At 68.6% G+C, this 20,626-nt stretch carries 14 protein-coding genes; 8 read left to right on the forward strand and 6 right to left on the reverse strand.

Annotated features, from left to right (window positions below):
* The first annotated feature begins 37 nt into the window (after positions 1 to 37).
* Positions 38 to 616 carry a DUF6114 domain-containing protein gene (locus OID54_RS26525; protein ID WP_329023466.1) on the forward strand — a complete coding sequence of 193 codons (579 nt, stop codon included), beginning with the start codon at positions 38 to 40 and terminating at the stop codon, positions 614 to 616.
* Positions 606 to 2,141, forward strand: a complete 1,536-nt coding sequence (locus tag OID54_RS26530) for a hypothetical protein (protein WP_329023468.1) — start codon at positions 606 to 608, stop codon at positions 2,139 to 2,141. The genes OID54_RS26525 and OID54_RS26530 overlap by 11 nt, the downstream gene beginning before the upstream one ends.
* A gap of 134 nt (positions 2,142 to 2,275) precedes the next feature.
* On the opposite strand, the gene pyk is transcribed toward OID54_RS26530, so the two are convergent.
* The 3 genes from pyk to pta form a co-directional block, all read right to left on the reverse strand.
* Entirely contained in the window at positions 2,276 to 3,700 is a 1,425-nt protein-coding gene (gene pyk, locus OID54_RS26535; protein ID WP_329023469.1) for a pyruvate kinase, read from the reverse strand.
* A 73-nt stretch (positions 3,701 to 3,773) separates the two neighbouring features.
* On the reverse strand, positions 3,774 to 4,991 hold the full coding sequence (locus OID54_RS26540; protein ID WP_329023471.1) for an acetate kinase: 1,218 nt from the start codon (positions 4,989 to 4,991) through the stop codon (positions 3,774 to 3,776).
* A 38-nt stretch (positions 4,992 to 5,029) separates the two neighbouring features.
* On the reverse strand, positions 5,030 to 7,177 hold the full coding sequence (pta, locus tag OID54_RS26545) for a phosphate acetyltransferase (RefSeq protein WP_329023473.1): 2,148 nt from the start codon (positions 7,175 to 7,177) through the stop codon (positions 5,030 to 5,032).
* A 386-nt stretch (positions 7,178 to 7,563) separates the two neighbouring features.
* Between pta and OID54_RS26550 the strand changes: the two genes are divergently transcribed.
* A complete protein-coding gene (locus OID54_RS26550; RefSeq protein WP_329023475.1) occupies positions 7,564 to 8,589 on the forward strand; it encodes an ATP-dependent 6-phosphofructokinase in 1,026 nt (341 codons plus the stop codon).
* Between the two features lie 19 nt (positions 8,590 to 8,608).
* Here the strand turns inward: OID54_RS26550 and OID54_RS26555 are convergent, their stop codons facing one another.
* Both OID54_RS26555 and OID54_RS26560 read right to left on the reverse strand, forming a co-directional pair.
* On the reverse strand, positions 8,609 to 9,301 hold the full coding sequence (locus OID54_RS26555) for a response regulator (protein WP_329023477.1): 693 nt from the start codon (positions 9,299 to 9,301) through the stop codon (positions 8,609 to 8,611).
* Complete coding sequence (locus OID54_RS26560; RefSeq protein WP_329023478.1) at positions 9,301 to 11,148, reverse strand: sensor histidine kinase; 1,848 nt, start codon at positions 11,146 to 11,148, stop codon at positions 9,301 to 9,303. The genes OID54_RS26555 and OID54_RS26560 overlap by 1 nt, the downstream gene beginning before the upstream one ends.
* Positions 11,149 to 11,437: 289 nt before the next feature.
* Here OID54_RS26560 and OID54_RS26565 point away from each other — a divergent pair, with 289 nt between their 5' ends.
* Complete coding sequence (locus OID54_RS26565) at positions 11,438 to 12,862, forward strand: cation:dicarboxylate symporter family transporter (protein WP_329023479.1); 1,425 nt, start codon at positions 11,438 to 11,440, stop codon at positions 12,860 to 12,862.
* Positions 12,863 to 13,182: 320 nt separating this feature from the next.
* On the opposite strand, the gene OID54_RS26570 is transcribed toward OID54_RS26565, so the two are convergent.
* On the reverse strand, positions 13,183 to 15,990 hold the full coding sequence (locus tag OID54_RS26570) for an ABC transporter substrate-binding protein (RefSeq protein WP_329023481.1): 2,808 nt from the start codon (positions 15,988 to 15,990) through the stop codon (positions 13,183 to 13,185).
* Between the two features lie 407 nt (positions 15,991 to 16,397).
* Between OID54_RS26570 and OID54_RS26575 the strand changes: the two genes are divergently transcribed.
* The 4 genes from OID54_RS26575 (at position 16,398) to OID54_RS26590 (ending at position 20,573) form a co-directional block, all read left to right on the forward strand.
* The gene (locus OID54_RS26575) at positions 16,398 to 17,297 is read left to right on the forward strand and encodes an NAD(P)-dependent oxidoreductase (RefSeq protein WP_329023483.1); all 900 of its coding nucleotides are present in this window, start codon (positions 16,398 to 16,400) and stop codon (positions 17,295 to 17,297) included.
* Between the two features lie 71 nt (positions 17,298 to 17,368).
* Positions 17,369 to 17,761, forward strand: a complete 393-nt coding sequence (locus OID54_RS26580; RefSeq protein ID WP_329023484.1) for a MerR family transcriptional regulator — start codon at positions 17,369 to 17,371, stop codon at positions 17,759 to 17,761.
* 2 nt (positions 17,762 to 17,763) lie between these two features.
* Entirely contained in the window at positions 17,764 to 18,111 is a 348-nt protein-coding gene (trxA, locus tag OID54_RS26585) for a thioredoxin (RefSeq protein WP_329027801.1), read from the forward strand.
* Between the two features lie 212 nt (positions 18,112 to 18,323).
* Positions 18,324 to 20,573 carry a HelD family protein gene (locus tag OID54_RS26590; RefSeq protein WP_329023485.1) on the forward strand — a complete coding sequence of 750 codons (2,250 nt, stop codon included), beginning with the start codon at positions 18,324 to 18,326 and terminating at the stop codon, positions 20,571 to 20,573.
* Positions 20,574 to 20,626: the final 53 nt, after the last annotated feature.

Consider the following 20,626-nt stretch of genomic DNA (forward strand, 5'->3'; position numbering starts at 1 on the left):
CTCTCACCGCACGACCGCTAGCAGGGAGCTGTTTTCCATGAGCGCCGAGTCCATGGCCACCGGACACGATGAGCACTTCCTCCGCGGCCTTCGGCGGCGGTTCAGCACCTGGCGGGGACAACGGCCCTTCTGGGCAGGGCTGTTCACCATGCTCGGTGGCGTTCCGATCGCCTACTTCCCTTACGCCGACGTTCGGCTCGGCAATCTGACCATCGCCATGGCCACCACGGCCGGCGCCGGCTCGTTGATCATCGGTGTACTGCTGGTCACCCTCGGTCTGACGATGTGGTTCCACGCACTCGTCCGGGTCTTCGCGGGCGTCGCGGCGATCATCCTGGCACTGGTCTCCCTACCGGTGGCCAACATCGGCGGCTTCGTATTCGGATTCCTCTTCGCCATGATCGGCGGTGCGCTCTCCATTGCGTGGATGCCGGGCGAGCCACTGCCGCCGACCGCTGAGGGCACCCCCGCCGAAGACCGTGCCGTGCCCGAGGCTGCCGCTCTCCCAGCGGAGTCCTCCATCGAGCCGGGGGAGTGGGGTGCCCCGGTCCCGGCCACTTCGGACACACCCGAGACCACCACCGAAACCAACGGCGGGAGGAAGAGTGCAGGGTGACATCTCGCCGCTGACACCCCCCGAGGGGGACGGCGGGCGGGCCAGGAAGGGCCCCCGCCATGCGGCTCCGCGCAAGTCCCTGCTGACCAGGCTCCAACTGCCCGCGGGCAAGGCGATGGCCCTGGCTGCGATGCCGACCGCGGTCCTGGTCGGCATGGGGCTCACTCCTCGCATGGCCCTGGCCGACGAGAAGGAGATCCCCTTCGCACCCGGGCCGTGCGTCACCCGCTCGGACGAACCGGTGGAGCCCACGAAATCGCCTCCCGAACCCAGCCCGTCCACCTCCGTATCGCCGGTGCCTTCGCCATCGCCGTCACGGCCGACCGCTGAACCGGACGGGCCGGATGGTTCCGAGGAACCGGGCGACGATGGCGACGACGGCCGCGAAGAAGAGGATGCCCGGCCCGGTGCGTCCCCCTCGGCCCAGGACCTGCCGGGGGGCGCACAGTCGGCGTCGGGATCCGGGCCGACTTCGTCTCCGAAGCCGTCTCCGTCCGCCTCCAAGACCAGGAACCCGCTGGATCCGTTGGGAGTGGGCGACGCGGTCAAGGACCTCATCGAGGGGTTGGTGAACCCTCCGGCGAGGAAGTCCACCGGGGATGACGAGAAGAAACCTTCCGACCGGCCGACGGCCACCGGTTCGGCCGGGAAGCCCGCCGGCAAGCCAGAGGCAAAACCCGCAGGGAAGTCGCACGGGAAGTCGGACGGGAAACCGCCCCAGAAGTCCGACGAGTCCGGTGCAGAGTCCGGTGCGGTGCAGGGCGAAGAGTCCCGGGAAGATCCCGATGATGAAGCCCCCGACGGGCCGGACGACGCTTCGACGGGTGCGTCGGAAGGCACCGATCGCCCGACGGCGGACCCGGAGCCCTCTGCGGACTCAGAGGCGAGGCCATCCGCCGACCCGACGAAGGAAGCCATCAAGGAGGCCGCCGAGCAAGTCGGCGCCACCGTCAAGGAGTTGGACGAGGAGGCGAAGGGGCTCGAACCGAAGAAGGACGAGGACGTCCCGGACGGAGCGAAGCCGCGCTTCCCCTGCCCCACCGCCGATCCCGAAGCCCTGGCCGCCGCCGAGTTGGAGCCGGGCATCCCGCTGCTGCCCGAACACCCCTGGGTGCTGCGGAGTTCCGTGCTGACCCTCCGGGGTCTGAACTACCACGGCATCGTCGAGGTGCGGACCGGCGCGGGCACCGTCAAGAAGGCACTGAAGTTCACGGCGTCGAGCGTGGACATCAAGGACCTCCACCAGACGGCCCGGTACCCGGGAGGCAGCACGATGCACGTGAAGGCCAGGGAGGATTCCACGTCGACCATCCGGCAAGGCACGGTGACGATGTACACGGAGTCCCTGAAGGGGAATCTGTTCGGCATCATCCCGGTCACCTTCAGTCCACAGACCCCACCTCCGCTCGACGTTCCGTTCGCCGTGTTCACCGATGTCACGGTGCGGCAGGCGGGCCAGTTCGGCGGCACGCTGACCGTGCCGGGACTGCGCAACTACGTGGAAACGGGCGAGGACGACGACTGACGCAGATGACTCCCGCTGTCGCATCGAGTGGCGGGGGATCCGCGAGATCTGCGGGTCCAGGGCGGACATGCCAAGGGCCGCGCTCCTCCGACGATGGCGGGAGGAGCGCGGCCCTGTGAGATGACCGGCAGGCGTCAGCTCTGGCCGCCCAGGTGATGGACGCGCACCATGTTGGTCGTGCCGGGCACTCCGGGGGGCGAGCCGGCAGTGATGATCATGGTGTCGCCCTCGTTGTGTCGCTGGAGCTTCAGCAGCTCCGCGTCCACCAGCTCCACCATGGCGTCGGTGTTGTGCACGTGCGGCACCACGAAAGCCTCCACGCCCCAGCTCAGCGCCAGCTGGTTGCGCGTGGCGACCTCGGTGGTGAAGGCGAGGATGGGCTGACACGCGCGATAGCGGGAGAGCCTGCGGGCGGTGTCACCGGACTTGGTGAAGGCGATGAGCGCCTTGCCGTCCAGGAAGTCCGCGATCTCGCACGCGGCCCGGGCCACGGAACCGCCCTGCGTACGGGGCTTCTTGCCCGGGACCAGTGGCTGGAGGCCCTTGGACATCAACTCTTCCTCGGCCGCGGTCACGATCTTCGACATCGTCTTGACCGTCTCGATCGGGTAGGCGCCCACGGAGGACTCCGCGGAGAGCATCACCGCGTCCGCTCCGTCCAGGATCGCGTTGGCGACGTCGGACGCCTCGGCGCGCGTGGGACGGGAGTTGGTGATCATCGACTCCATCATCTGGGTCGCCACGATCACCGGCTTGGCGTTGCGGCGGCACAGCTCGATCAGCCGCTTCTGCACCATCGGGACCTTCTCCAGCGGGTACTCCACCGCCAGGTCTCCGCGGGCGACCATCACCCCGTCGAACGCCATGACGACGTCCTCCATGTTGGCGACCGCCTGCGGCTTCTCCACCTTGGCGATGACCGGCACCCGACGGCCGACCTCGTCCATGACCTTGTGGACGTCCTTGACGTCGTGGGCGTCACGGACGAAGGAGAGGGCCACCAGGTCGCAGCCCATCCGCAGGGCGAACTTCAGGTCGTCGATGTCCTTCTCGGACAGCGCGGGGACGTTGACGGCGGCGCCGGGCAGGTTGATGCCCTTGTGGTCGGAGATCACACCGCCCTCGACGACGATCGTCTTCACCCGGGGGCCCTCGATCTCGACGACCCGCAGTTCGACGTTGCCGTCGTTGATCAGGATCTGGTCGCCGTTGGAGACATCGCCCGGCAGGCCCTTGTACGTGGTGCCGCAGATGGACTTGTCGCCGTCCACGTCCTCGGTGGTGATGGTGAACTCATCGCCCCGGACCAACTCCACCGGACCCTCGGCGAAGGTTTCCAGACGGATCTTCGGGCCCTGGAGGTCGGCGAGCACTCCCAGCGCGCGGCCGGTGTCCTCGGCGGCCTTGCGGACGCGGTGGTACCGCTCCTCGTGCTCGGCGTGTGATCCGTGGCTCATGTTGAAACGGGCCACGTTCATACCGGCCTCGATGAGAGCTTTCAGCTGCTCGTACGAGTCGACGGCGGGGCCCAGTGTGCAGACGATTTTGGAACGGCGCATAAGGCGATCCTATCGGTTTGTTTCGACTCGGAATATTTCGGCTGGTGAAAAGAACACATGGGCGCGATGGTGCTCACTCGGGCGGATTTCCACCCACCAATGCGAAGGTCTGACGGGCGATTTCCAACTCTTCGTCCGTGGGCACCACGGCCACCGTCACCCGGGCGTACGGTGCCGAGATGACACGGGCCTCGCCCGACCGCTCCTCGTTGCGCCCCGCGTCCAGGGCGAGACCGAGTTCCTCCAGGCCAGCCACTGCCGCGGCCCTCACCGGCGCAGCGTTCTCGCCCACGCCGGCGGTGAACACCACCGCGTCGACCCGGCCGAGTACCGCGTAGTACGCACCGATGTACTTCTTCAACCGGTGGATGTAGATCTCGAATGCGAGCAGCGCGCGTCGATCTCCCGCGTCGATCCTTCGTCGGATCTCCCGCATGTCGTTGTCGCCGCACAGTCCCATCAGCCCGCTCTTCTTGTTGAGCAGTACATCGATCTCATCTATGGACATTCCCGCGACCCGCTTGAGGTGGAATGTCACGGCCGGGTCGATATCGCCCGAACGCGTCCCCATCACCAGGCCCTCCAATGGGGTCAGCCCCATGGAGGTCTCCACGCACCGGCCACCCGCGACCGCCGAGGCGGACGCGCCGTTGCCGAGGTGCAGCACGATCACATTGATGTCCTCGGGAGCCTTGCCCAGCAGCTTCGCCGTCTCCCGGGAGACGTAGGCGTGCGAGGTCCCGTGGAAACCGTACCGGCGGATGCGGTGCTCGTCGGCCGTCTCCACATCAATGGCGTATCGGGCGGCCGATTCCGGCATGGTCGTGTGGAATGCGGTGTCGAAGACCGCCACCTGGGGCAGGTCCGGGCGCAGTTCCCGAGCCGTGCGGATGCCCGTGACGTTCGCCGGGTTGTGGAGGGGAGCCACCGGGATCAGCCGCTCGATCTCCGCGAGCACCTCATCGTCGACGACGGTCGGCTCGCTGAACTTCAACCCGCCGTGCACCACCCGGTGGCCGATCGCCGCGAGTTCGGGGGAGTCGAGTCCAAGACCGTCGGACGACAGTTCCTCGGCCACGGCACGCAGCGCCGCCGCATGGTCGGCGACGGGTCCGGTGCGCTCGCGTGGCTCGCCGCCCGTGCCCAGCGGTGTGTGCACCAGTCGGGACGTCTGCTCGCCGATGCGCTCCACGAGCCCGACCGCGAGCCGGGCGCCGTCGCTCATGTCGAGCAGTTGATACTTCACCGACGACGAGCCGGAGTTGAGGACGAGTACGCGGGTGGCGGTCATGGGGCTCTCTTCGCGGCGGGAGGCTGTGGTGGACGGGTTCATCGGGACGCGGACGCTGCCGGGCCGCCCGCTGACGTCGCCGGGCGGGTCGTCGACGCGGCCGGGCCGCTCGCGGCGGGGTCCGGCTGGGCCTGGATGGCGGTGATGGCGACGGTGTTCACGATGTCGCTGACCAACGCGCCGCGGGAGAGGTCGTTCACCGGCTTGCGCAGGCCCTGGAGCACCGGACCGACGGCCACCGCACCCGCGGAGCGCTGGACGGCCTTGTAGGTGTTGTTGCCGGTGTTGAGGTCGGGGAAGATCAGCACGGTCGCCCGGCCGGCCACCTCGGATTCGGGCAGTTTGGTGGCGGCGACGCTCGGTTCGACGGCCGCGTCGTACTGGATCGGGCCCTCGATCCTCAGCTCGGGGTGCGAGCCGCGGACCCGCTCGGTGGCCTCCCGTACCTTGTCGACGTCGGCGCCGGAGCCCGAGGTGCCGGTGGAGTACGAGAGCATCGCGATCCTCGGGTCCACGCCGAAGCGGGCCGCGGTGGCCGCCGACTGGACGGCGATGTCCGCGAGCTGCGCCGCGTCGGGGTCGGGGTTGACCGCGCAGTCGCCGTACACGAGGACCTTGTCGGCCAGGCACATGAAGAAGACTGAGGAGACGATCGAGGCATCGGGCTTGGTCTTGATGATCTCGAACGCGGGGCGGATGGTGGCGGCGGTGGAGTGCACCGAGCCCGAGACCATCCCATCGGCGAAACCTTCCTGCACCATCAGGGTGCCGAAGTAGTTCACATCCGCCACGACGTCGTAGGCCAACTCCACCGATACGCCCTTGTGGGCCCGCAGCTCCGCATAGCGCTCGGCGAAGGGCTGGCGCAGTTCAGAGGTGTTGGGGTCGATCAGCTGGACGTCGCTGAGGTCGATCCCGAGATCGGCGGCCTTCTTCCGGATGACTTCCAGGTCGCCGAGGAGGGTCAGATCACAGACGTCGCGGCGCATCAGCACATCGGCCGCGCGCAGCACCCGCTCTTCGCTGCCCTCGGGCAGCACCACCCGGCGCCGGTCGGAACGGGCCTGCTCCAACAGTTCGTGCTCGAACATCATGGGCGTGACATGGCCGCTGCGGGCGACCGCGAGTCGGTCGAGCAGTTCGCTGGTGTTCACATGGCGTTCGAACAGGCCGAGCGCCGTCTCCGCCTTGCGGGGCGTGGTGGCGTTGAGCTTGCCTTCGAGGCCGAGGAGCTCCGCGGCGGTGGGCCAACTGGTGCCGGGAACCGAGATCACCGGGGTCCCCGGTGCGAGCCGCGAGGCCAGGGTGAGGATTCCCTCGCTGGGCCGTTCGTTCAGGGTGAGCAGCACACCGGCGATCGGCGGGGTCCCCGCGGAGTGCGCGGCGAGCGCACCGACGACCAGATCGGCGCGGTCGCCCGGGGTCACCACCATGCACCCGGGGGTGAGGGCCTTGAGGAAGTTCGGCAGCATGGCCCCGCCGAAGACAAAGCCGAGGGCGTCCCTGGCGAGTCCTGAATCGTCGCCGAGCAGCACCGTGCCGCCCAGGGTGTGGGTGATCTGGGCGACGGTGGGGGCGGCGAGCGCGGGCTCGTCCGGCAGGACGTAACAGGGCACCGGCAGCCGGGCGGCCAGCCGCTCGGCTATGACCGCGCGGTCCTCGGGTGCGACCCGGTTGACGACCATGGCGAGCACTTCGGCGCCGAGGGCCTCGTACGCGCGATGCGCGTTGCGGGCCTCGGCGCGCACGGACTCGGCGGTCTGGCCCCGGCCGCCCACCACGGGGATCACGGAGGCGCCGAACTCATTGGCGAGCCGGGCGTTGATCGCGAGTTCATCGGGGAACTGGGTGTCGGCGAAGTCGGTGCCGAGCACGAGTACCACCTCGTACTCGCGGGCGACCTGGTGGAACCGTTCGACCAACTGGGAGACCAGCTCATCGGTGCCCTGTTCGGCCTGGAGGGCCGATGCCTCGTGGTAGTCCATGCCGTAGACGGTCGCCGGGTCCTGGGCCAGTCGATAGCGCGCCCGCAACAGCTCGAACAGTCGATCGGGGCCGTCGTGCACCAGGGGGCGGAAGACGCCGACTCGGTCCACCTGCCGGGTGAGGAGCTCCATGACCCCCAGTTCGACCACCTGGCGGCCGTCGCCGCGATCGATTCCGGTCACATACACGCTGCGCGTCACGCGTAGCTCTCCCGTCCTGCTCGCCCATGTCCGTACCGGCCCGTGCCCTCCGCCGGCCCTCGTACGGCTGCCCCGGTGTCGGCTCGTACAAAAGCTCGTACAAAAAAACCGCTGGAGGGCGGCTTTTCCCTCTTGACAATACCTCCGAGGGTAGCTAGAGCGCCTGCCGGGTCGGGTGGGTGGGAAGCGCGGTGCGGAAGCGTCGGAAGAGGCCCTCGCCGGGCCCTGTACGGGTGCGCGGGGACCGGTGTCGACGTTCTTGCCGGTAGGACAGGGGGTAGTCGGAGAAAAGGTCAATGGAAGGCGTAGCCGCCGGGCGCGTGAAACAATTCATTCCTGGATCACCTGTCACCCTGGCAACACCGACGAGCAGGAGACACCGCACGATGCGCATCGGAGTTCTCACCGCAGGGGGCGACTGCCCCGGACTGAACGCTGTGATCCGGTCAGTCGTGCACCGGGCCTTGACGGGGCACGGCGACGAGGTCATCGGTTTTGAAGACGGCTTCAAGGGACTGCTGGACGGCCATTACCGCCCCCTCGACCTCAACGCCGTCAGCGGCATCCTGGCGCGCGGGGGGACCATCCTCGGCTCGGCCCGGCTGGAGCGCTCCCGACTGCGCGAAGCCGCCGAGAACTGCGGGGAGTTGCAGCGGCGGTACGGCATAGACGTACTGATTCCGATCGGTGGCGAGGGCACTCTCACCGCGTCGAGGATGCTCGCCGAGGCCGGGATGCCCGTCGTGGGCGTGCCGAAGACCATCGACAACGATATCTCCGCCACCGATCGCACCTTCGGCTTCGACACCGCCGTCACGGTCGCCACCGAGGCCATCGACCGGTTGAAGACCACCGCCGAATCCCATCAGCGTGTGATGGTCGTCGAGGTGATGGGCCGCCACGCGGGCTGGATCGCCCTGGAGTCCGGCATGGCCGGCGGCGCACACGGCATCTGTCTGCCGGAGCGGCCCTTCGAGGTCGCCGACCTGGTGAAGATGGTCGAGGAGCGCTTTGCGCGCGGCAAGAAGTTCGCCGTCATCTGCGTCGCCGAGGGCGCCCACCCCGCCGAAGGGTCGATGGACTACGGCAAGGGCGAGATCGACCAGTACGGCCACGAGCGCTTCCAGGGCATCGGCAACCGGCTCGCGGCCGAGTTGGAGTACCGACTGGGCAAGGAGGCCAAGCCGGTCATCCTGGGCCATGTGCAGCGCGGTGGAGTGCCGACGGCCTACGACCGGGTCCTCGCGACCCGCTTCGGCTGGCACGCGGTGGAGGCCGCGCACCGGGGCGAGTTCGGCCGAATGACCTCGCTGCGCGGCACGGACGTGGTGATGGCCCCGCTGGCTGACGCGGTGACGCAACTCAAGACGGTCCCGCTGGACCGGATGTACGAGGCCGAGTCGGTGTTCTGAGCCCGGAACCCATGGGTGCTCAGCGCTGGGTGCGCAGCCAGCGGTACTGGAGTTCCGGGCGGCCGATCTGCCCGTACTGCGGACTCCGCGCCGCCCGCTCGCCCTTGACCAGGTGCTCCAGATAGCGGCGGGCGGTGATCCGCGAGATGCCCACCGCACTGCCCACCTCGGACGCGGTCATCCCCACGGTGGAGTCCCGCAGTGCGCGGGTGACGGCATCGAGGGTCGGTCCGCTCAATCCCTTCGGCAGGTCCCCGCGCTGAGGGGCCCTGAGCGGGGCGAGCGCCCGGTCCACCTCGTCCTGGCTGCTCGCCTCTCCGGCCGCCGCCCGGAACTCCGCGTACCGACCGAGCCGATCGCGCAGTGTCGCAAAGGTGAATGGTTTCAGCACGTACTGGACCACCCCCAGCGAAACGCCCTCGCGCACCACGGCCAGATCACGTGCCGAGGTGACCGCGATGACGTCGACCGCGTGCCCCGCGGCGCGCAGCGACCGCACCAGGTGCAGCCCATGGCCGTCCGGGAGGTAGAGGTCCAGCAGCAGCAGATCGACAGGGGTCCGCTCCAGGGCGCGGACGGCCGCCGTCCGGGAGTGGACCACCCCGACCACCGTGAAGCCGGAGACCCGTTCGACGTACAGGGCGTGGGCATCGGCTGCCACCGGGTCGTCCTCGACCACCAACACCCGGATGGGGCGCACCGGTTCGCTCATCACGACACCTCCTGTCGAAGCGGCAGCCGTACGGTGAACTGGGCGCCGCCGTCCGGACCTGGCATAAGGTCCACCGTGCCCCCACTGCGATCCACGACCTGTCGGACGAGCGCGAGACCGAGCCCCCGACCGGAGCCATGGGTGGACCAGCCGCGGCGGAACACATCGTCCGTGCGTTCCGGGGAGATGCCCGCTCCGGTGTCGTATACCTGGATCAGCAGTTCGCCCTCCCCGGCGAGGGCCGTCACGGTGACGCGCGCCCGCTCCGGGGAAGGGTCCGTACCGAGGCGCGTGTCGAGGTGCGCGTCGAATTCTGGGGCGAGGTTGTGCGCGCCCCGGACCTCGGGCGCGCGGGCCGGCGGGACCAGCGCCGCACCACCCCCCTCGCACTGCTGGAGCTGCTCGCCCTCGATGGCACTTCCTCCCTCGCGCTGACTCACTGTGTCTTCGCCGTCTGTATCGTCCGTGTGGCCTTCGCCGCCTTCGGCGGGCCGCTCCCACAGCGCCGCTCGGCTCCGTGCGGCGGCTGCGTCGGACGCCGCGTCCACCGCGTTGTCGATGAGATTGCCGAGGATCGTCACCAGATCACGGGCCGCCAACGACGGCGGCAGCACCCCGTCGTCGATACGGCTGTCCGGCGCCAACACCAACTCCACCCCCCGCTCGTTCGCCTGCGCCGCCTTCCCCAGCAACAGGGCCGCCAGCACTGGTTCACCGACCGCGCCCACCACCCGATCGGTGAGCACCTGGGCCAACTCCAACTCCGCCGTGGCGAAGGCCAGTGCCTGCTCGGTCCGCCCCAGTTCGATGAGCGACACGACGGTGTGCAGGCGGTTGGCGGCCTCATGGGCCTGGGAACGCAGCGCCTGACTGAAGCCGCGCTCGGAGTCCAACTCGCCTGACAGGGACTGGAGTTCGGTGTGGTCGCGCAAGGTGATCACGGTGCCGCGCTGCTCGCCCCCCACCACGGGGCTGGTGTTCACCACGATGATCCGTTCGTCGGTGAGATGGACTTCGTCGACCCTGGGCTCGGAGGCCAACAGGGCGCCGGTCAGCGCCACCGGCAGGCCCAGCTCCGCGATCGACCTCCCCACCGCATCCGCCGGCAGTCCCAACAGCTCCCGCGCGCCGTCGTTGACGAGGGCCACCCGGCGCCGACCATCCAGCATCAGCAGCCCCTCTCGTACCGCGTGCAGGGTGGCCTGGTGGTAGTCGTGCAGCCGGCTGAGTTCGGCGGCGTTCATCCCATGGGTGTGGCGCCGCAACCGGGCGTTGATGACGTACGTTCCCACCCCGCCGAGCGCCAACGCCCCGCCCGCCACCGCCAGCAGCCCGGTCACCTGATCGCGCACCTGCTCGCTGATCCGGTGGATGGTGATTCCAGCGCTGACAAGCCCGGTGATCCTGCCCTGGTCATAGACGGGGACGACGGTGCGTACGGAGGGGCCGAGCACGCCGAGGTGCTTCTCGCTGAAGATCTCGCCCTGGAGCGAGCGATCGATGTGGCCCAGATACTTCCGTCCGATCTGATCGGATTCCGGGTGGGTCCAACGGGTGCCGTCGGGGGCCATGATGACGACGAAGTTGACCCCGGCGATCCGACGCAGTTCCTCCGTGTACGGCTGGAGCGTCGCCGTCGGATCGTCCGTGCGGGTCGCCGCGATCACCCAGGGGGAGCGGGCCACGGCCGTCGCCGTCGCCTTGGACTGGAGCCGGGCCGTCTCCTCCGCCTGCCGCAGATCGGTGATGTAGGCGAACAGGGCGCACCCCGCCACGATGGCGGCGACCAGGACGACCTGCATCGCGAAGAGCTGTCCCGCGAGACTGCGGGGGCGGGGTAGACGCATGGGGTCAGTCTGCCCGGCGGCGCAACGGCGACGGCACGCCGCAGGTGCGCATCGACGTACGGACCGGACCTTCGGGCTGGGGGCGGGCGAACACGCCCCGGTGCGGTGGGTGGTCAACAGCGCGCGCCCAGCGGGTGGATGGTGCACAGGGGGTCGACTTCCCATGAGGGCGGGCGCGGGGGCCTGTGTGAACGAAAAGCACGCAACGGTGACCCGGGTCACAGTCTGTTGGATAGTCGCGGAGATCCGTGCGGGGCGCACGGGCGCCCACGGCTCGAAGGAGGCACCCTTGACACCAGCACCAGCACCAGCACCAGCAGCAGCAGCGGCGGCCGGCAGGCGGGACCGAACGCACTATCTCTACATCGCCGTCATCGCAGCGGTCGTCCTCGGTGTGACCTTGGGCTTCGTGGCCCCCGGCGTCGCGGTGGAGCTGAAGCCGATCGGTACGGGGTTTGTGAACCTCATCAAGATGATGATCTCCCCGGTCATCTTCTGCACGATCGTCCTGGGCATCGGCTCGGTGCGCAAGGCGGCCAAGGTGGGTGCGGTCGGCGGGTTGGCGCTCGGCTACTTCATCGTTATGTCGACCGTGGCGCTCGCCATCGGTCTGCTCGTCGGCAATGTGCTGGAGCCCGGGTCGGGACTCCAGTTGACCGAGGCAACGCGGGCGGCGGGGGAGAAGCAGGCGGAGGGCGCCGGGGGCGAGTCCACCGCGGACTTCCTCCTCGGCATCATCCCGACCACCCTGGTCTCCGCCTTCACCGAGGGCGAGGTGCTCCAGACACTCCTGGTGGCACTCCTCGCCGGCTTTGCGCTCCAGGCGATGGGCGCCGCGGGCGAGCCGGTGCTGCGCGGCATCGGACACATCCAGCGGCTCGTGTTCCGCATCCTCGCCATGATCATGTGGGCCGCTCCGGTGGGTGCGTTCGGCGCGATCGCCGCCGTGGTCGGTGAGACCGGCTTGGACGCGCTGAAGTCACTCGCCGTGATCATGATCGGTTTCTACATCACCTGTGCGCTGTTCGTCTTCGTCGTCCTGGGCGGCCTGCTGAAACTGGTCTCGGGCGTCAATCTGCTCTCCTTGCTGAAGTACCTCGGCCGTGAGTTCCTGCTGATCCTCTCCACCTCGTCGTCGGAGTCGGCGCTGCCGCGGCTGATCGCCAAGATGGAGCACATGGGCGTCAGCAAGCCCGTGGTCGGCATCACCGTCCCCACGGGCTACTCCTTCAACCTCGACGGCACGGCGATCTATCTGACGATGGCCTCCCTCTTCATCGCCCACGCGATGGGTGATCCGCTGAGCGCCTCCGAGCAGATCTCCCTGTTGATCTTCATGATCATCGCGTCGAAGGGAGCGGCGGGAGTCACGGGCGCCGGCCTGGCGACGCTGGCCGGCGGCCTTCAGTCGCACCGGCCCGAACTGGTCGACGGAGTCGGCCTGATCGTGGGGATCGACCGCTTCATGAGCGAAGCCCGTGCGTTGACCAACTTCGCGGGCAATGCGGTGGCGACCGTCCTGGTCGGCACCTGGACCAAGGAGATCGACCGGGAACGGGTGGACGCCGTACTGGCCGGACGCATTCCCTTCGACGAGAAGACCCTGCTCGACGAAGGCCACGGCGATCCCGTCGCGGCACCCGCGGTGGATCTGGGCAAGGATTCCGACCTGCCCCGCTCCCGGGCGGAACAGGACACGGCCGCCAAGGTGTGAAGCACGCTTCCCAGCGGTCCGATCCGTCCCAAGTCCCCTCAGGGCACGGCTGATTGAACCGCGGTCCCGGGGGCACATGCGTACCGATCCCCCCGCTCGGCCCGTCCTTCGCTTCCCCCACGGCGAAGGGCGGGCCGTGGTCCATTTCTCAGACGACTACGAGTGCGCGCCTAGCAGCGGTGGGTGCGCCCGGCGCCGCGATGAACACCGCACGGGGTGCCGCCTCCCCGTCCCCCCACGCGGGCGCAGCAGGGAAGGGCCCGCTGCCGTCCGGGGTTCCGGACGGCAGCGGGCCGTTCACCACACTCGGGTGCCGGACCTCACTCGGGCCCGCTGATCGTGCACTCCCCTTGGGTGAGCGGCGTCGCATCACCGGCGACCCGGCTGCACAGCACCTTCAGCTGCGGTGTCCCGTCGGCCGAGCTCCGCACTTCCTTCAGTGCGACGCTGTGCCCGCTGCGGTCCCCGTACAGGGGAGCGCCGGTGAAGTCGATCGTGCCGGTGGCCATCCCGCTGAGCTTGACCGTGCGGAGGTTCACCCAGGTCGCGGCGCGGTTGGGGTCTCCGTCACGGGTGGCCGCCCAGTACAGGGCCCGGGTCGCGTCATGGGCCAGCGCGGTCTGTCCGCTGGACAGGGCCGCGGTCTTGTAGGACGGCTTGCTGCCCAGCCCCGGCAGATACCTTCCCGCGTCCTTGTAGAAGGACGTCATCGATGCCGCCTTCTCCAACTCGGCCAGGGCGGCGTGGTAGAGCGTCACCTTGGGGGCCACCCCGTCCGTGCCCTGGGTGAACTTGGCCTTCGACAGGTCATCACCGGTGAGGATGGAGATGTTGCGCTGGGCACAGATCGGCGAGGTCCCCAGCAGGTCCATCATGGGCCCGATGTCCTCCACCCGGCCGGCGAAGTAGATCACCGAAGGCACATCGGGACCCTTGCAGAACGCGTCCACGGGCCCCCGCATCACCGGCTTGCCCTGGTCCAACTCGTACCGCAACTCCGGGAGCATGGTGAAGCCCTTCTGGCGCAGCATCTGCGCCCCGTACTTCGCCTGCTCATCGGTGTAGAGGTCATCCGAGTCGCTGGTGTCCCGGGCCAGCACCAGTGCATGCTGGATCTGGCTCGGGTCACGCAACTGTGCAGCCACCAGGCCCAGTTGCTGCACCTGCCACTCGTCGGTCGCGGCCAGACTGAACCAGTTGGCGAACTGCTGCGGCAGATAGGTCGCCGAGTTGGTGCCCGACACCACGGGCAGCCCCGCGTCCCGCAGCGTCTTGTTGGTCTCCGTACTGGTCTTCAGATCACGCCCGGTGCCGATCACCCCGACCACGGACGGGTCCTCGGCGGCATAGGCGGCGATGGTCTTGGCCATGTCCTTCTGATGGCGCAGATCCACCCCGCCGTTGGCGATCAGGACCCGTAGCTTCACGGGGTACGTGTCATTGATGACCTGCTGCGCCAGATGGACGCCCGCCAGTTCCTCGATGCCCTTCACCGGTGACGAGCCACCGTCCTCGTCATAGCTGAGAGGGCCTGCGTAGATGACGGTGAGGTAGTCCTTGCCGTGCTTGTCGAGGACCTTGCGGTTCTGCTCGGCGATGCGACTCTCCAGCCACGGCAAGGTCCAGGGCGCACTGGCCTTGTGTTCGGACGCCTTCCCGTCCGGCAGCCAGTCGGTGAACCGCACATCGCCGGTCGCGACTCCTATGCACTCCGTCGGATCATCGTCCACCTTCTTGCGTTCGGTGTCCCGGTTGGCGGTCAGCACCGAGGCCGAGCAGTACCGGTCCTGGAGGTCGTCCGCCCGGGCCCACAGCCCTGCCGCGACCAGCATGAGCACCAGGACGAGCGCGTGCAGCGACCACACGACCCGGGCGGCCGTGGGCCGGGTGTCCGCCCGTACGCACGGAAGTCGACCATCGGCGAGCGGTCCGAGTCGCACCCCGGGCAGGGGCACCTTCAACACCCAGGGCAGTTCGGCCAGTTCCCGGCTGGGGGACTGCCCGGCGCGGAGGTTGCGCGTCCACTCCTGGTACCAGATCCACAGCGTCCCACCGGGCTGGGTGATCACACTGCGTTGGAGGCGGGACACCTCGACTCCCCGCACAGCGGCGACGATCAGCAGGGGGTCGAGCTCGCTGCGTCGGCTGCGGACATCGCTCACCGCCTTGATGAGCTCGATGCCGCCGTTGTCCGCGCTGGCCTCGGGCAGGAACAGCATGGGCGGTCGATGCCGTTTGAGACCGCGCAGATCCCAACTCCAGCGGCGGTGGTTGTCGCGCAGATCCTCGAACAGGGCCAGCACATAGAGCTGGAGTTGGAAGTCGTCCCCGTCCTGGAGCGCCTCGGCCACGTCCTGGGCGCGGGCGGCGATCGCCTTCCAGGACTGGACCGGTCGTAGGAGCGAGACATCGGTGGGTCGACCGCGGGATGCCGCCCGCAGGAAGGTCGTGGTCATGAACCATCGGCTCTCCCTGCGCAGCCACAGGAAGATGGGCGCACGGCCGGGAAGCACATTGTCGAGCAGCACCAATAAGACGAGGAAGCCGATTCCGGATGCCAGCGCCACGGACCAGTGGCTGCGGGCGAGCAGTGCCGCCAGGCCCGCGACCAGGCTCGCCGGCAGGATGTGGGCCATGTCGAGTTGGGCGGGCCCGGGGTTCCACCGCCGGGAGCTCTTGGGCCGCCAGCGCTGTTTGGCGAGTTGGTCGAGTAGTCGCTGCGCCGGGTTGGGCCGGCCGAGGCCCGTCCCCGTGGCCGTCTGCCAGCCGGGACCTAGCTCTCCCACCGCGTCCTCGATGGCGCGGACCAACCGCAGCCGTGGGAAGGCGTAGCGTCGATAGACCGAGCGCTGCCCGTCCCATCGCTTGGGGTCGGCGAGGTCCCGGACTAGGGCCGCGGCCTTGCGTACCTCGGTCGGTCCCTCCTGGGTGGTGGGGACGACGGCGCACCGGGTGCCGTGGGCGTCCTGCCCCCGGTGCAACTCCTCGACCAGATTGACTACTTGATCGTCGTCGGTGCTGTCCTCCGCGTGCAGCACGACGACGGGCATGGGTGGATCACTGGTGCGGAAGTCCTGGATCAGGACCTCCAGTCTCTTCTGCACCTCGACGCCGGCACCGGTCGACATGCCGAGGTGCCCGCCAGGGCACTTCGGCGGTGGTTCACGATCTCCTTGCGGCACGGCCTACCCCCGTTCGTATGGGCCGAATATGAAGCTAGCGGGCTGTTTCCCGCAGAGCAGGGTTTATCGACCTCCAATCCGCTATGCGTCGGGCGGGCACCAGCCGTATCGGCGTATGGCCGCCCCTCTTTCGCGGGCCATCGTCGGATCGTGAGAAACACCGACAAAAGGAAATGCCGATCATCGGTCGAATTCCCTGTCCCCGAGGCCGGCTGCCAGTTGCGGAGCGTTGGAGTCCGCCAGGCGATTCCGGGCTCAGTGGACCCCGTTGACCTGGATGTTTACCTTCTGGTGAGTATCTGACTTTGTAGTCCGTACTTGTCGGTAGGACATCGCCGACCAAGGATGGGGACATGCCTTCCCAAGCCTCCATCCCCACTGCTGCCCCTTCTACTCCCGTCTCCGTCATCGGACTCGGCGCCATGGGTCGGGCCCTCGCCGGCGCCCTGGTCAAGGCCGGTCATCCGACCACCGTGTGGAACCGTTCGCCGGGCAAGTCGGATGAGCTGATCGCGCAGGGCGCGGTCCTCGCCGCCACGGCACGGGAAGCGGTCCTCGCCGGCGAGTTGGTCATCGTCTGCGTCGTGGACTACGACGCGGCGGAGGCCATCCTTGACCCATTGGGCGACGTCCTCAAGGGGCGGACGCTGGTCAATCTCACCTCGGATCTGCCGGCGCGCTCCCGGGCCGCGGCGCGCTGGGCGCAGGAGCACTCCGTCGACTATCTGGACGGTTCGGTCTTGGTGCCGACTTCCCTCGTCGGCACGCCCGAGGCACTGTTGTTCTACGCGGGGTCGCGGGAGTCCTTCGATCGCCATGAGTCCGTGCTGAAGTCGCTGGGCGAGCGGGCCGCGTTCGTCGGTACCGACCCCGGGCTCGCAGCCGTCTACGACCTGTCCCTGCTGGACTTCTTCTACGGCAGCATCACGGGTCTTGTGCATGCGTTCGCACTGGCCAAGTCCGAGGGTGTACGGGCCGCTGACCTGGCCCCCTACCTCAACACCATCACCCACATCCTGCCGTTGATGGCGGAGGGTTCGGCCGCCGAGATCGATGCGGGGAGCTACCCGGGCAAGGAGGCCAATCTGGCGATGATGGCCGTGTCGGTCGACCACATCCTGCATGCGGCCCAGGCCCGGGGACTGGACGTCTCGCACCTGGAGGCGATCAAGGCGGTGGCGGACCGCGCGGTCGAACGCGGACACGGGGCGGATGACTGGACGAGCACCATCGAGGCCGTGCTCAACCCCTGAGTGGTGGAAACCGGCTCCCCGTGCCGGCCGGCGCTTGCCTTGACCTCGACGTCAAGGCATACGGTCGATGCATGCGAATCGGCGAGCTGGCGGAACGCGCCGGGACCACCACCCGTACTCTGCGCTACTACGAATCGCGCGGGCTGCTGCCCGCACGACGTACGGAGAACGGCTACCGCACGTACGACGAGGACGACCTGCGCCTCCTTCGACAGATCCGAACCCTCCAGGACTTCGGATTCGATCTGGAGGAGACACGGCCGTTCGTCGAGTGCCTGCGGGCCGGTCATCCGGCCGGGGACTCCTGCCCCGCCTCGCTCGCCGTCTACCGCGCCAAGCTCAGTGAGCTGGACACCCTCATCGAGGAACTCCGCTTCATCCGCGCCCAGGTGGGTGCGCAGCTCGCTGGGGCCGAGGCGCAACTGATGACCGAAACGCAACCACGGTGTGAATTCGGAGGATGACGATGATTCGAGCAGCGGGAACCGATGTGGTGACGGATGCGGACTTTGACACCAGGGTGTTGGGAGCCGATCTCCCGGTCCTGGTGGAGTTCACCGCCGACTGGTGCGGCCCGTGCCACCAATTGGCGCCGGTCCTTAGCGCGGTCGCGAAGGAGGAGACCGAGCGGCTCACGGTGGCGCAGATCGATGTGGACACCAATCCGGAGACCGCCGTTCGCTACAACGTGCTGTCCATGCCGACCCTGATGCTGTTCCACCGGGGCCAGGTGATCACTTCCCTGGTGGGTGCGCGGTCGGGGCGGCAGCTACGCCGTGAGCTCGCCGATGCGCTGACGGGCGAACGGGGGTAGCCGTCGAACGGCGGGTGCGCGACATCCGCCCGGAAGCGGTGACAAAAGGTGCCGCCGGGGCCGAGAAACCGACACATCCGGCGCATAAAAAAGCCCCGACCGTTGATATTGGCGGACGGGGTAATTCTCGACGTATATTGAGTGGTTCCTTGCCCATGGTAAACGCGGGGAAGGTGAATCAATGACCACAGCATATCGCGTCGGGAGCTGAATTGTCAACCGAGGAATTGCAGCGCGAACAGCAATTCATCGATCTCTTGCAGGAGCGCGTCACCGCGCTCCGGCAGGAGGCCGAAGCCATGCTGCGAGCCACGATCGGGCAGCTCAGCACCCATGTGCAGACCAGAGTCGAACGCGAGGCGAGCATCGCCGAGCAATCGGCGGACCTCGCCGCACTCAATGCGGTGGAATCCGGTCTCTGTTTCGGTCGCATCGATCTTCGCGACGGCTCCAGCCATCACATCGGCCGCATCGGAATCCGCCGCGACGACCATGAACGCACTCCGCTCCTCATCGACTGGCGCGCCCCCGTGGCCCGCCCCTTCTACCTCGCCACCGGATATGAGCCCATGGGCCTGCGTCGGCGACGCCACATCACCACCATGGGAAGCACCGTCACCGCGCTCCACGACGAGATCCTCGACCTCGCCGACACCACCCGCAGTGGGTACGAGGACCACGACGGCGACTCCGTACTCCTGGCGGCGCTCGGGGCGGCGCGCACCGGACGGATGGCGGACATCGTCCAGACCATCCAGGCCGAACAGGACCGGATCATCCGCGCGCCCCGGCAACAGATCCTCGTCGTCGAAGGCGGCCCCGGCACCGGGAAGACCGCGGTCGCACTCCATCGCGCCGCCTATCTCCTGTACGCCCACCGCGAGCAACTCGCCCGCCGTGCCGTCCTGATCGTCGGACCGAACCCCGCCTTCCTCGGGTACATCGGCGAAGTGCTGCCCTCGCTCGGCGAGACGGGCGTCCTGTTGGCCACTCCGGGAGAGCTGTTCCCCGGCGTCCGCGCCTCCGGTACGGATACGCCCGCAGCCGCCGAGGTCAAGGGGCGGATCGCCATGGCGGAGGTGCTCGCACAGGTGCTGCGCGAGCGGCAGGCGCTCCCCGAGACCCTGCCGGGTGTCGACTTCGAGGCCGAGGGACGGGTGCCGGAACCGGCCCTGGAGATCGACCACAGCGAGTACGGAATCCTGCTGCTGGGCCGGGAGATGGCGTACGAGGCCCGGGACCGGGCCCGGGCCACCGGACTGCCGCACAATCTGGCCCGCCCCCACTTCGCCTTCCGCATCATCGACGCCCTGACCGAACAACTCGCCGACCGGCTCGGCGCCGACCCCTACGGAGGGCCCAATCTGCTCGGGCCCGACGACCTTGCCCAACTCGGCAAGGAGATCGCCACCAGCGCCGAGGTGCACCGGGCCATCGACCTGCTGTGGCCGGCACTGAGTCCGTATGAGTTGGTCGCCGACTTCCTTGCCGAGCCTGAGGGTCATCTACCGGCCGAGGAAGCCGAGTTGATTCGGCGTACGGGCGGGGAGTGGACCACAGCCGATGTGCCGCTGCTCGACGAGGCCGCCGAACTGCTCGGCGTCGATGACAGCGCCGAGCGGGCCACTGCGGAGGCGGAGCGGCTGGAGCGGATCGCCTATGCGCAGGGCGTGCTCGACCTCTCCGCGGGTTCCAAGACGTACGAGTTCGAGGACGAGGAGTCCGAGATCCTCGCCGCCCACGACATCATCGACGCCGAACGGATGGCCGAGCGCCATGAGGAGGAGGACCACCGCAGCGCCGCGGAACGGGCCGCCGCCGATCGCACCTGGGCGTTCGGGCACATCATCGTCGACGAGGCGCAGGAGCTGTCCGCGATGGCCTGGCGACTGCTGATGCGTCGCTGCCCCGCCCGCTCGATGACACTCGTGGGCGATCCGGCCCAGACCGGCGACATCGCGGGAGTGGGTTCGTGGCGCGCCATCCTGGAGCCGTACGTGGGCGACCGCTGGCAGCACGCCCGGCTGGGCGTCAACTACCGTACGCCCGCCGAGATCATGGAGCTGGCCGCAAGGGTCCGCCGCGCCTCCTACCCCGAGTTCGAGCCGCCCCGCTCGGTCCGCTCCACGGGAGTGCCGCCGTGGATCCGCCGGGTCTCGGACGGGGAACTGTCCGCTGCCGTCCTGGCGGCCGTGGCCCGGGAGCGACCTGAGGAGGGTCGCCTCGCGGTGATCGCCCCGCGCCAGCTCCACGGCCGATGGGAGTCCATCGGCGGTCCGGTGGACCTCACCCGCTCGGTCGTCCTGCTGGACCCACGGCAGGCGAAGGGGCTGGAGTTCGACACCGTGATCGTCGTCGAGCCGGCGCTGTTCACCGACAGCGACCTGTATGTGGCCCTCACCCGGGCGACCCAGCGCCTGGGCGTGCTCCACAGTCGCGACCTCCCGGAGGGTCTGGTTTAAGGAGGCCGCCAGCCGGTCCACGGCCCCGGAATCCGGGGCCGTGGGAGCACTCG

The sequence above is a fragment of the Streptomyces sp. NBC_00690 genome, assembly GCF_036226685.1.
GTDB lineage: Bacteria > Actinomycetota > Actinomycetes > Streptomycetales > Streptomycetaceae > Streptomyces.

Coding starts and splice junctions, on each gene's coding strand:
- OID54_RS26555 (WP_329023477.1), bottom strand. CDS start 9,301: ATGAGCGAACCGGTGCGCCCCATCCGGGTGTTGGTGGTCGAGGACGAC.
- OID54_RS26570 (WP_329023481.1), bottom strand. CDS start 15,990: ATGTCGACCGGTGCCGGCGTCGAGGTGCAGAAGAGACTGGAGGTCCTG.
- OID54_RS26525 (WP_329023466.1), top strand. CDS start 38: ATGAGCGCCGAGTCCATGGCCACCGGACACGATGAGCACTTCCTCCGC.
- trxA (WP_329027801.1), top strand. CDS start 17,764: ATGATTCGAGCAGCGGGAACCGATGTGGTGACGGATGCGGACTTTGAC.
- OID54_RS26580 (WP_329023484.1), top strand. CDS start 17,369: ATGCGAATCGGCGAGCTGGCGGAACGCGCCGGGACCACCACCCGTACT.
- OID54_RS26560 (WP_329023478.1), bottom strand. CDS start 11,148: ATGCGTCTACCCCGCCCCCGCAGTCTCGCGGGACAGCTCTTCGCGATG.
- OID54_RS26540 (WP_329023471.1), bottom strand. CDS start 4,991: ATGACCGCCACCCGCGTACTCGTCCTCAACTCCGGCTCGTCGTCGGTG.
- pyk (WP_329023469.1), bottom strand. CDS start 3,700: ATGCGCCGTTCCAAAATCGTCTGCACACTGGGCCCCGCCGTCGACTCG.
- OID54_RS26575 (WP_329023483.1), top strand. CDS start 16,398: ATGCCTTCCCAAGCCTCCATCCCCACTGCTGCCCCTTCTACTCCCGTC.
- OID54_RS26550 (WP_329023475.1), top strand. CDS start 7,564: ATGCGCATCGGAGTTCTCACCGCAGGGGGCGACTGCCCCGGACTGAAC.